Below are 11,991 nucleotides of genomic sequence, written 5' to 3' on the forward strand. Positions count from 1 at the left end.
GACGCCCCAATGCGCCTGTTCCGCATTTTGAGCTTGTTGTTGGTGGTCGTTGCGCCTTCGGCGTTTGCCGACAGCCCGTACCTGGTGGAGATGATCCTGGTGCGGCAGAACGCCGAGCCGGCGATCAATAGCCGTGCGGCGCCGGAAAACTGGGACGCGGGCGCGCCACGCCTGGGGACCGACAAAATGAGCCCGCCGCGCCTGGGCAATATTGTCGAGAAGCTCCAAGCCAGCAGCGACTACACCGTGTTGCTGCACAAGTCCTGGGAACAGAATCTTGGTGAACAACCGGTGAAGCTGGCCATCAGCGACGGCCAGGAACAGTTCGGCCAGTTCCCTATCGAAGGCACCCTCAACCTGCAGCTTGGGCGCTTCACCGATATCGACGCGGACTTCTGGGTCAACCAGTTCGACGCCAACGGCAGCGTCATTGCCAGCGAACACCTCAGCCAGCAAGACGTGCGCACCAAGAACAACCAGCTCAACTACTTGGACGGCGGCCACCTCGCCCTGCTGATCAAGATCACTTCGCTGACTGCCAAGCCGCCCAGCGCACCACCGCCCGATGTCCAGGACTGATCCAGCACCATGCCCCTGACGTCGTCGTTGACCAAACCCCTGGCCCCTTCGTGGGCCAATCGCTTTAAAGAGCAAAGCCTTGAGCGCGGCCGGCGCTACGCCCTGGAAAACCGCGTGCGGATCGTCGAGTCCGGCGACAGCACCATCATTGCCAGCTGCGAAGGCTCGGGCGGCAACGTCTACCGCCAGACCATTTCGCTGCGCGAATCCGCCAAGGGCACGTTGATCCTGGTGGACAGCCGCTGCACCTGCCCCGTGCACACCAACTGCAAACACATCGCGGCGGTGCTGCTCAAGGTCCAGGAAACCCTGGCCTACCCGGCGGCGGCCCAGGATGCCGAGTTGCTGGAGAAGCTCCAGGCGGTGCTGGATAACCGCGTGGTATTGCCGCAAGTGGTAATGGAAGACGTCCAACCGGTGCCGCGCCTATGGCTGGCGAGTATCGAGTTCAGCGCCTTCGAGCCGCGCAACGGCAAAATGCAGCGTTATATCCAGCATCGCGCAGCATTGTCCTTCAACTATTTGGGCAACTACGTCAGCGGTCAGAAGAACGCCGACATCATCGTGCGCCAGGAACAACAGAGCCTGCGGATCAAGCGCCACCCCGAGGTGGAGCAGCAGTTTCGCGAACAACTGCGCCTGCTGGGCTTCAAGATCGCCACGCGCCAGAGCAAGGCCCTGCCGGAAAGCGCCGGCGAGCTGTTCGAGATGGTCAATGACAGCGCCTGGCTGAACTTCACCCTGAATGCATCGCCGACTCTGCGCGCCCAGGGCTGGGAACTACAGATCGATGAAGATTTCGGCTTCGACCTGAGCACCGTCGACGATTGGTACGCCAGCGTCGACGAAATGCCGGAGCGCGACTGGTTTGATCTGGAACTTGGGATCATCGTCAACGGCGAACGCCTGAGCCTGCTGCCGATTCTGTTGAACCTGATGCGCTCCCACACCGAGATTCTCAACCCGGAAAAACTCGCGCGGCGCCGCGATGACGAACTGATCCTGGTGAACATTCCCGGCCTGCCTAACGGCCACGGCCCGCTGCAAGTGGCACTGCCTTACGGGCGGCTGAAACCGGTGCTGGCGACCCTGGGCGAGTTCTACCTGCAAGAGCCGGGCACCACTGCGCTGCGCCTGGCCAAGGCCGACGCCATTCGCCTGAACCCGCTGGAAGACTTGCCGCTGCAGTGGGAAGGCGGCGAAAAGATCCGCAACTTCGCCCAGCGTCTGCGGGACATCAAAGATTTCAGCTGCGAAGCGCCCGAGGGCTTGAACGCCACATTGCGTCCTTATCAGTTGGAAGGCCTGAGCTGGATGCAGTCGCTGCGCCAGCTCGACGTCGGCGGGATTCTTGCGGACGACATGGGCCTGGGTAAAACCCTGCAGACCCTGGCGCATATTCTCAGCGAGAAAATCGCCGGGCGCCTGGACCGGCCGTGCATGGTGGTGATGCCCACCAGCCTGATCCCGAACTGGCTCGACGAAGCGGCGCACTTCACACCGCAGCTCAAAGTATTGGCGTTGTACGGCGCCGGGCGTAAGAAACATTTCCCTCAGTTGCAGGACTACGACCTGCTGCTGACCACCTACGCCCTGCTGCCCAAGGACATCGAGCAACTGGCTGCCCTGCCCTTGCACGTGCTGATCCTCGACGAAGCGCAGTACATCAAGAACCCCAACAGCAAGGCCGCCCAGGCTGCCCGCGAGCTGAACGCCCGCCAGCGCCTGTGCCTTAGCGGTACACCGCTGGAAAACCACTTGGGCGAGCTGTGGTCGCTGTTCCACTTCCTGCTGCCGGGTTGGCTGGGGGATGTGAAAAGCTTCAACCGCGATTACCGTGTGCCAATCGAAAAACGCGGCAGCGATGTGCGATTGCAGCACCTTAATGGTCGGATCAAGCCGTTCCTGCTGCGCCGTACCAAGGAGCAGGTGGCGACGGAATTACCGCCCAAGACCGAGATCATTCATTGGGTCGACCTCAACGAAGCCCAGCGCGACGTGTACGAGACCATGCGCCTGGCGATGGACAAGAAAGTCCGCGACGAGATTACCCGCAAAGGCGTGGCCCGTAGCCAGATCATCATCCTGGAAGCGCTGCTCAAGTTGCGCCAGGTGTGCTGTGATTTGCGTCTGGTCAATGATGCGACGTTGCCGGCGAAGGGCAGCAGCTCGGGCAAGCTCGACAGCTTGATGGAGATGCTCGACGAGCTGTTTGCCGAAGGCCGCAGGATTCTGCTGTTTTCCCAGTTCACCTCGATGCTGAGTCTGATTGAGTCTGAGCTGAAGAAGCGTGGCGTTGCCTATGCGCTGCTGACCGGGCAAACCCGGGACCGACGCACGCCGGTGAAGGATTTCCAGAGCGGCAAGCTGCAGATCTTTCTGATCAGCCTGAAGGCCGGTGGCGTCGGGCTTAACTTGACGGAAGCGGACACGGTGATTCACTACGACCCGTGGTGGAACCCTGCCACGGAAAACCAGGCGACCGACCGTGCGTATCGCATTGGCCAGGAAAAGCCGGTGTTCGTCTACAAGATGATTGCCCGGGGTACCGTGGAAGAGAAAATCCAGCATTTGCAGAAGGAAAAGTCTGATCTGGCGGCAGGCGTTCTGGATGGGCGGACGACGGGGGATTGGAAGCTGGGGAATGAGGATATCGAGGCGCTGTTTGCGCCGTTGCCTCATAAGCAGGAAAAGCGCTGACTGTTAGATCGCCTTCGCGAGCAAGCCCGCTCCCACACTTGACCGCATATACCCTGGAGGAATGCGGTCGGATGTGGGAGCGGGCTTGCTCGCGAAGGGCGCACCGCAGTTGTCAGTCGATTAACTGAGCATCTCGCAGCGTACCCAACGCTGCCAACCAACGCGGATCCTGCTTGTACTCGGTCGAAACCACAGCTTGTCCACGCATCCGCGCAATACGCGCCGATGGCGTGACCTTCATGCGCTGGGCAGCACTCAGGGCCAATTCAGCGGCAGCGCGATCGTTGCACACCAGGCCCATGTCGCAGCCTGCAGTCAGCGCCGCCTCGATACGGCTCGCAGCATCACCGACCACGTGAGCGCCAGCCATCGACAGGTCATCACTGAAGATCACCCCATCGAACTGCAACTCACCGCGCAGGATGTCCTGCAGCCAGCGCCGGGAAAAGCCGGCCGGTTGCGCGTCGACCTGTGGATAAATCACGTGGGCCGGCATGACGGCCGCCAACTGCTTGCTCAGGCGTGCGAACGGCACCAGGTCATTGGCGCGAATCTGTTCCAGGCTGCGCTCATCATTGGGAATCGCGACGTGGGAATCGGCTTCGGCCCAGCCGTGGCCGGGGAAGTGTTTGCCGGTAGCGGCCATGCCAGCGCTGTTCATCCCGCGAATAAAGGCACCGGCAAGCACCGCGGCGCGCTCGGGGTCGCCTTCGAATGCGCGCGTGCCCACGACTGCGCTGCGTTGGTAATCGAGGTCCAGTACCGGCGCGAAGCTCAGGTCCAGGCCGACCGCCAGTACTTCTGTCGCCATGATCCAACCGCACCGCTCGGCCAGTTGCTCGGCATTCGGGTTGTCGGCCAAGGCGCGCATCGCCGGCAGGCGGACGAACCCTTGGCGCAAACGCTGTACCCGGCCGCCTTCCTGATCGACCGCCAGCAGCAGGTCCGGGCGCACGGCGCGAATCGCGGCGCTCAACTCACGCACCTGACGCGGATGCTCAATATTGCGCGCAAAAATGATCAGGCCGCCCACCTCGGGCTGGCGCAACAAGTGGCGGTCTTCAGCCGTGAGCCAGGTACCGGCGACGTCCACCATCAAAGAGCCTTGCAGGGCTTGGGTCATAAAGCTTCCTTAAATAACGCACGCAGCCCGGAGCCCTCGCGAGATCGCATCGCCAGGATTGAACCTGGAAACGGACGCTCAGCGGGAGCAACGGGCTGTGGGTAAATAGCTGAAATCGGCATGGGCGGCTAGCTTAGCGGATGCAAGCGGCCGCGCACACCCGGACCGGGTTAAACCTTGGCCGGGATGGGTACCGACTTGCTGCGGGGACGCAACTGGGCGGCGGCCATGGCCTGGTCGGTGACGCCGGTTTCGGCACGCATGCCAGCGGCGAGAAACGGCACCATCAGGCGCATCACCTGCTCGATGGAGGTGTTCACGCCAAAGTCGGTCTCGGCAATCGCACGCAGGGCCTTGATCCCGGACATGCTGAACGCAGCAGCACCGAGCATGAAGTGCACGCGCCAGAACAGTTCGATCGGCGGAATACGCGGTGCCGCTTCGTTGACCAGCAACATATAGCGGCGGAACACCTTGCCGTACATGTCTTCAAGATAGCGACGCAGGTGACCCTGGCTCTGGCTGAACGCCAGGCCCAGCAGGCGCATGAAGATCGACAGGTCGTTGCCGCTGCGAGGCTGGACCACCAGGGCTTGCTCGACGAGGATTTCCAGCAGGTCTTCCAGGCTTGGCTTGTTTTCAGGCTTGGCCTGGCGACGTTCCAGCTCACGGTCGAGACTGATACAGAAAGGCCCCAGGAAACGTGAGAACACGGCCTGGATCAGCGCCTTCTTGGAGCCGAAATGGTAGTTCACTGCTGCCAGGTTGACCCCGGCCTTGCTGGTAATCAGCCGCAATGAGGTTTCAGCAAATCCTTTTTCCGCGAACAACTGCTCGGCAGCATCGAGAATGCGTTCAACGGTTTCCGACTGGGCCATGGCTACTCCGCCTGACAAACACTTGTTTGAAACATACGTTTCAAGCTATGTCTTGTCAAGCCTGCAGGTCGGTTTGCGGCTGGTCGGTCAGCTATTTCATGGCCATTTAATCACATTCGCCAAGGTCTGTAGGCAGCGCTGTTTTCAGCCTGTAGGACGTATGACAAACGACCGTCCAGCGGAGTGACTGAAAACGATGATTGCCAAGCGCAGTCCACTGTATATAATCCCAGTCACTGTATAAAAAGACAGAGCGATCAACATGCTAAAACTGACGCCACGCCAAGCTGAGATTCTGGCTTTTATCAAGCGCTGCCTCGATGACAACGGCTACCCGCCGACCCGAGCGGAAATTGCGCTGGAACTGGGATTCAAGTCGCCCAACGCCGCTGAAGAACACCTCAAGGCCCTCGCCCGCAAAGGTGCGATCGAGATGACCCCAGGTGCCTCACGGGGCATTCGCATCCCTGGCTTCGAAGCCAAGGCCGACGAGTCGACACTGCCGATTATCGGGCGGGTCGCAGCCGGTGCGCCGATCCTGGCGCAACAGCACGTCGAGGAATCCTGCAACATCAACCCAACGTTCTTCCATCCCCGTGCCGACTACCTGCTGCGAGTCCATGGCATGAGCATGAAGGACGTGGGTATTTTCGACGGCGACCTGCTGGCCGTCCATACCACACGTGAAGCCCGCAATGGCCAGATCGTCGTCGCCCGTATTGGCGATGAAGTGACGGTCAAACGCTTCAAGCGCGAAGGCAGCAAGGTCTGGCTACTGGCCGAGAACCCTGAGTTTGCGCCGATTGAAGTGAACCTGAAGGATCAGGACCTGGTGATTGAAGGCTTAAGCGTCGGCGTTATTCGCCGCTAACGGAGGCATCATGCAGTTCCTACAGACCCCACAACACACTCAGCTATCGCTGTTTGAGGCCTTTATGGCCCAGCCCCTTGCGCCCATCCTCAAGGAAACGGTCGAAGCGCCCTGGAGTGCCGAACCCGAGGCGTTCAGTGAACTGTCGTTGCGCGGTGCTGCCGGGAGCTGCCTGAGCCTGCTGGCGCCGATCCTTCGCGAATTGAGCGAGGAACAGGATGCACGCTGGCTGACGCTGATCGCCCCACCGTCCAGCCTGACCCAGGCCTGGCTACGGGACGCCGGCCTTAACCGCGAGCGCATCCTGTTGCTGCAACCCCGCGGCACCCAAAGTGCCCAGCAGCTGACCTGCGAAGCCTTGCGCCTGGGCCGTAGCCACACGGTAGTCAGTTGGCTGAACCCGCTGACAACAGCGGCCAAGCAGCAACTGATCAGCGCCGCACGTACGGGCGATGCGCAGAGCTTGAACATTCGGTTGGGATAAAACGATGCGCGGATAACTGACTCTGTCAGGATCCGCCATGACGCGAGGCTTCTTCAGGCTTGAGAAGCCGATCTGCACGACTAAAGCTTACAAAAAAGCCGACAAACGGACTCAGTGAAGAATCCGTGGGCCGTCTTCCTTCTCCGGCTCGCCCTCAGCCAGGCGCCCTGCCATCTGCACACCTACGCTCAACATGGCTTTTGCCACTTCCACGTGCTGGCCCTGCAGGAATGCTTTTGCATCTTCGGAAAAATCCAAAATTACCAGAGAACCCTCGTCCTCAGCCCGGCGCAGCTCAATTCGGCCGTCGGGCAGTTCAACAATTTCCAGAAAGGACGTTGGCATAAAAGTCTGTTCTCCACGAAAGGCCGGCATTATATCAGTCATCAGCGCGGCCTCGCTCAGGATCTGAACAGCTTTCTTTACGGCTTGATGAATGGTGCCTGACTTAACTCAGCACTCGTTCAGCCCATCCCGAAAACGAATGGCCAACTTCTTCAACTCCTGTCGCCAGCTTTCCAGCTCTTCACGGCTTAATGGCGCAGGCCCCTCTTCTTCCAGGCTCACGGCCAGGATCAGCGGCTGGGTCACATCCCCCTTGGGCTTGTGAGGTACACGAGGCGGCTGGAACATCTCGGCGTGAGCTACCAGCAAGCGTGCCAACCAGCTGTCCGGGCTCTGCGCCATTTCCACCAGCTCGGCCAACTCCGGAATGGCCATGGACTCCAGCACATCACGGTTGATGATCATCTCTGCACGCGGTGAACCGGCCTGAGGCAAGCGGTAGAACCCGGCAATTTCATGGCACAAGCCAAGCAAGGCGCCATACAGGTGAAACAGCGCCGCTTCACGCCCGGCCTGCACCAGCGCGATAGCGTTCATCTCCTTTCCTTCCTCGGCGCGGCCAAGGGCTTCCAGGGACAAACCCGCGAAGTAAATTTTCTGGTTGGTACGGGTATAGAGTTCGTTGGCCATGAAGGCAGTCTCCACAACGAATAAGGCGTGATGCTGGCTGAACAGTGTCACGGATCAGCCAAGTCCACTGCAAGCGCAAAAAAAGGCCGCCTATAAAGGCGGCCTTTGTTCATATGGCTGATCGTATCAAGCGCCCTGGCGCTTGTCCTCGACCTTCCACTTGCCACCGTCGTAGAACGCTTTCCAGCCGGTAGGCTTGCCTTCCACTTCGGTCTGCACGTACTGCTCCTTGGTCTTGCGGCTGTAGCGGATCACGGACGGGCGACCGTCCGGGTCCTTCTTCGGCGCTTCACAGAGGAAGTGGTACTTCGGATCGATCTCGTCCTTGTGGGGCACGATCTCGATCACCAGCGGAGCACGGGTTTCGCGGTTTTTCGGGAACTGGCTGGCAGCCAGGAACAGCCCCGAAGCGCCATCACGCAGGATGTAGGTGTCGTTGACCTTCTCGCACTTGAGTTCAGGCATCTTCACCGGGTCCATCTTCGGCGGCGCCGCGTCACCGCTTTTCAGCAGTTTGCGGGTGTTCTTGCACGTCGGGTTGGTGCAACCGAAGAACTTGCCGAAACGGCCGGTCTTGAGCTGCATCTCGCTGCCGCACTTGTCGCATTCCAGGCTCGGACCTTCGTAGCCCTTGATGCGGTAAGTGCCTTCTTCGATCTCATAGCCGTTGCAATCCGGGTTGTTACCGCAGATGTGCAGCTTGTGCTTCTCGTCCAGCAGATAGGCGTCCATCGCCGTGCTGCAGATCGGGCAACGGTGCTTGCCACGCAGTACCAGCGACTCGGATTCACCCTCGTCATCGGCAGCGATTTCATCGCCTGGCACCAGGTTGACGGTGGCCTTGCAACGCTCTTTCGGCGGCAGGCTATAACCCGAGCAACCGAGGAACACACCAGTGGACGCGGTACGAATCTGCATCGGACGACCGCAGGTGAGGCACGGAATGTCCGTCATCACCGGCTGGTTGGCACGCATGCCGTTCTCGGCGCTTTCAGCCACTTCGAGTTTCTTCTTGAAGTCGCCGTAGAACTCGTCGAGCACGTTTTTCCAGTCGCGTTCGCCCTGGGCCACGTCATCGAGATTCTCTTCCATGCCGGCGGTGAAGCCGTAGTCCATCAGGTTGGAGAAGCTCTCGGACAGGCGCTCGGTGACGATGTCGCCCATCTTTTCCGAGTAGAAACGACGGTTGTGCAAGGCAACGTAGCCGCGGTCCTGGATGGTGGAAATGATCGCCGCATAGGTCGAAGGACGACCGATACCGCGTTTTTCCATCTCCTTGACCAGGCTGGCTTCCGAATAACGCGCCGGCGGCTTGGTGAAGTGCTGGGACGGGTCGAGCTTGATCAGCTTCAACACATCGCCCTGGGCCATGTCCGGCAGCACGTCATCGTCGCCCGGCTTGGCAATTTGCGGCATCACGCGGGTGTAACCGTCGAACTTGAGGATACGGCCCTTGGCACGCAGCTCGAAGTCACCAGCCCCCACGCTGACAGTCGTCGACAGATATTGCGCCGGCAGCATCTGGCACGCCAGGAACTGGCGCCAGATCAGCTCGTAGAGGCGCTCAGCGTCGCGCTCCATGCCGCTCAACTTGCTTGGCTCGGTGTTGGCGTCGGAGGGACGAATCGCTTCGTGAGCCTCTTGTGCGCCTTCCTTGCTGCTATAGACGTTCGGCTTCTCCGGCAGGTACTTCTTGCCGAACTCGCTTTCAATATAAGTGCGCGCCATCGCCACCGCGTCTTGCGACAGGTTGGTGGAGTCGGTACGCATATACGTGATGTAGCCCGCTTCATACAGACGCTGGGCCATCATCATGGTCTTCTTCACCCCGAAGCCCAGGCGGTTGCTCGCAGCCTGTTGCAGGGTGGACGTGATGAATGGCGCCGACGGTTTGCTGCTGGTGGGCTTGTCTTCACGCTTGACGATGCTGTAGCTGGAAGCCTTGAGCTTCTCCAGCGCGGCCATGGCCTGGGCTTCGTTGAGCGGCTTGAAGGCCTCGCCTTTCTCGCGGGCCACTTCAAAGCGCACGTTGTTGCCCTTGGCAGTGCCCAGGTCAGCGTGCACTTCCCAATATTCTTCAGGGTTGAACGCACGAATCTCGCGCTCACGCTCCACCACCAGCTTTACCGCAACCGATTGCACACGGCCGGCGGACAGGCCACGAGCGATCTTCGCCCACAGCAGCGGCGAGACCATGTAACCCACGACGCGGTCGAGGAAGCGACGGGCCTGCTGGGCATTGACGCGGTCAATGTCCAGTTCGCCCGGCTTGGAGAAGGCTTCCTGGATCGCCTTCTTGGTAATTTCGTTGAACACCACGCGCTTGTAGCGGCTGTCGTCACCACCGATGGCTTCCCGCAGGTGCCAGGCAATAGCCTCCCCTTCGCGGTCCAAGTCGGTTGCGAGATAGATGGTGTCAGCATCTTTGGCGAGCCGGCGCAGCTCTTCGATGACCTTTTCCTTGCCCGGGAGGATCTCGTACTTGGCTTTCCAGCCATGATCGGGATCGACACCCATGCGCGAGACCAGCTGCTTGCGCGCTTTCTCTTTAGGCGTGAGCACCGGACCTTCGCCCGCAGCCGCCTTGCCGCGCTTGGCGGCAGGCTCCTTGCTGGCGCTAGCCGAACCGCTGGTGGGCAGGTCTCGGATATGGCCGATACTCGACTTCACCACGTACTCGTTACCCAAGTACTTGTTGATGGTCTTGGCCTTAGCCGGGGATTCCACAATGACCAGCGATTTGCCCATGGATCGGAAAATTCCTGAATTCGAGAAGTGAAAGGCGGTTGGCGCCTGACGCGGCAACGCTATATATAGTGGCAACAAGGTGAGGTCAAGCGCAGCATTCTGCGCGGCCTGCCTTTATTGCGCGGAAAAAAGGCTGGGTTCGACCTGGATCAAAGCAAAGCGCGGGACCTGTTCGCCGTCAACTTCGACGGTCTCCAGGAACATGCTCAAGGGACGCACCCAAAAGCCGTAATCGCCATACAGTGCTTGGTAAAACACCACTTCCTCTTCGGTCTCGGAATGCCGCGCCACATTAAAAACGCGGTACTGCGGACCTTTATAATGCTGGTAGAGCCCTGGTTCGACTTTCATGCTCTGGCCCTCTTACAAAATTTGTTAAAAAAAATATAAAAAATTCCAAAAAACAAAAACCGGGGCACTGGGCCCCGGCTTCCGTCAGCGAAACGTTTAGATACGTTCGAAGACGGTGGAGATGCCTTGGCCGAGGCCAATGCACATGGTCGCAACCCCAAGGTTGCCGCCATTTTGCTTCATCACGTTCAGCAACGTGCCGGAGATACGAGCACCGGAACACCCAAACGGGTGACCCAGGGCAATCGCGCCGCCGTGCAGGTTAACCTTCTCGTTCATCTTGTCGAGCACTTTCAAATCTTTCAGCACTGGCAGGGCCTGTGCGGCGAAAGCTTCGTTGAGCTCGAAGAAGTCGATATCGGAGATGGTCAGGCCCGCGCGCTTCAATGCTTTTTGTGTGGCCGGTACTGGACCATAGCCCATGATTGCCGGGTCCACACCTGCGACTGCCATCGAACGGATCACGGCCATCGGCTGGATGCCCAGGTCCTGGGCACGCTGGGCCGACATCACGATCATGCACGAAGCACCGTCGGTGATCTGCGACGAAGTACCGGCTGTCACGGTGCCGCCCTTTGGATTGAAGGCAGGCTTCAAGGCCGCCAGGCTTTCCAGGGTGGTGTCCGGACGAATGGTTTCATCGTAGTCGAACAGTTTCAGGAAACCGTTCTCGTCGTAGCCGTTCATCGGGATGATTTCATCCTTGAACTTGCCTTCCACGGTCGCCTTGTGGGCCAACTGGTGGGAACGCAGGCCGAATGCATCCTGGGCTTCGCGGGTAATGCCGTGCATTTTGCCGAGCATTTCCGCAGTCAGGCCCATCATGCCCGAGGCTTTCGCCGCGTACAGGGACATGTGCGGGTTCGGATCGACACCGTGCATCATGCTGACGTGGCCCATGTGCTCCACGCCGCCGACCACGAACACATCACCGTTACCGGTCATGATCGCTTGGGCAGCGGTGTGCAACGCGCTCATGGACGAGCCACACAGGCGGCTGACGGTCTGGCCGGCAGCGGTGTGCGGGATCTGCGTCATCAAGGAAGCCATGCGGGCGATGTTCCAACCCTGCTCCAGGGTCTGGTTGACGCAGCCCCAGATCACGTCTTCGACTTCGTTCGGGTCGACCTTGACGTTGCGTTCCAGCAATTTGCTGATCAGGTGCGCCGACATGTCTTCAGCGCGGGTGTTGCGGTGCATGCCGCCCTTGGAGCGGCCCATCGGCGTACGACCGAAGTCGACAATCACGACGTCTCTTGGATTCAAGCTCATAAATATTCTC

At 59.9% G+C, this 11,991-nt stretch carries 11 protein-coding genes; 4 read left to right on the forward strand and 7 right to left on the reverse strand.

Annotation, left to right across the window (positions count from 1 at the left end; genetic code table 11):
- Positions 1-9: 9 nt before the first annotated feature.
- Together BLU46_RS07520 and BLU46_RS07525 are read left to right on the forward strand one after the other, a co-directional pair.
- On the forward strand, positions 10-579 hold the full coding sequence (locus BLU46_RS07520) for a CsiV family protein (RefSeq protein WP_063032256.1): 570 nt from the start codon (positions 10-12) through the stop codon (positions 577-579).
- Between the two features lie 9 nt (positions 580-588).
- Positions 589-3,279 carry a DEAD/DEAH box helicase gene (locus tag BLU46_RS07525; RefSeq protein ID WP_093200328.1) on the forward strand — a complete coding sequence of 897 codons (2,691 nt, stop codon included), beginning with the start codon at positions 589-591 and terminating at the stop codon, positions 3,277-3,279.
- A gap of 112 nt (positions 3,280-3,391) precedes the next feature.
- Here BLU46_RS07525 and nagZ read toward each other — a convergent pair whose 3' ends face one another.
- Both nagZ and psrA read right to left on the reverse strand, forming a co-directional pair.
- Positions 3,392-4,402 (reverse strand): beta-N-acetylhexosaminidase, encoded by a 1,011-nt coding sequence (gene nagZ, locus BLU46_RS07530; protein ID WP_093200331.1) that lies wholly within the window; start codon positions 4,400-4,402, stop codon positions 3,392-3,394.
- A gap of 170 nt (positions 4,403-4,572) precedes the next feature.
- Positions 4,573-5,280, reverse strand: coding sequence for a transcriptional regulator PsrA (psrA, locus tag BLU46_RS07535; RefSeq protein WP_017477203.1), 708 nt, complete (start codon positions 5,278-5,280; stop codon positions 4,573-4,575).
- A 262-nt stretch (positions 5,281-5,542) separates the two neighbouring features.
- On the opposite strand from psrA, the gene lexA reads away from it, so the two are divergent.
- Entirely contained in the window at positions 5,543-6,151 is a 609-nt protein-coding gene (gene lexA / locus BLU46_RS07540; RefSeq protein WP_003172575.1) for a transcriptional repressor LexA, read from the forward strand.
- 10 nt (positions 6,152-6,161) lie between these two features.
- Positions 6,162-6,635, forward strand: coding sequence for an SOS-induced cell division inhibitor SulA (sulA, locus tag BLU46_RS07545; protein ID WP_093200334.1), 474 nt, complete (start codon positions 6,162-6,164; stop codon positions 6,633-6,635).
- Between the two features lie 111 nt (positions 6,636-6,746).
- Here the strand turns inward: sulA and BLU46_RS07550 are convergent, their stop codons facing one another.
- The 5 genes from BLU46_RS07550 to fadA all read right to left on the reverse strand — a co-directional run bounded on the left by BLU46_RS07550 (position 6,747) and on the right by fadA (position 11,981).
- The gene (locus tag BLU46_RS07550; RefSeq protein ID WP_003218969.1) at positions 6,747-6,980 is read right to left on the reverse strand and encodes a hypothetical protein; all 234 of its coding nucleotides are present in this window, start codon (positions 6,978-6,980) and stop codon (positions 6,747-6,749) included.
- A gap of 108 nt (positions 6,981-7,088) precedes the next feature.
- Complete coding sequence (locus BLU46_RS07555) at positions 7,089-7,610, reverse strand: DUF6586 family protein (protein WP_063032262.1); 522 nt, start codon at positions 7,608-7,610, stop codon at positions 7,089-7,091.
- 126 nt (positions 7,611-7,736) lie between these two features.
- Entirely contained in the window at positions 7,737-10,358 is a 2,622-nt protein-coding gene (gene topA, locus BLU46_RS07560; protein WP_017477200.1) for a type I DNA topoisomerase, read from the reverse strand.
- 114 nt (positions 10,359-10,472) lie between these two features.
- A complete protein-coding gene (locus BLU46_RS07565) occupies positions 10,473-10,709 on the reverse strand; it encodes a DUF1653 domain-containing protein (RefSeq protein WP_010176359.1) in 237 nt (78 codons plus the stop codon).
- Positions 10,710-10,805: 96 nt separating this feature from the next.
- Positions 10,806-11,981: an acetyl-CoA C-acyltransferase FadA gene (gene fadA, locus BLU46_RS07570; protein WP_003218978.1), complete on the reverse strand. Its 1,176-nt coding sequence runs from the start codon at positions 11,979-11,981 to the stop codon at positions 10,806-10,808.
- Positions 11,982-11,991: the final 10 nt, after the last annotated feature.

This window comes from Pseudomonas yamanorum, assembly GCF_900105735.1.
Taxonomy (GTDB): domain Bacteria; phylum Pseudomonadota; class Gammaproteobacteria; order Pseudomonadales; family Pseudomonadaceae; genus Aquipseudomonas; species Aquipseudomonas yamanorum.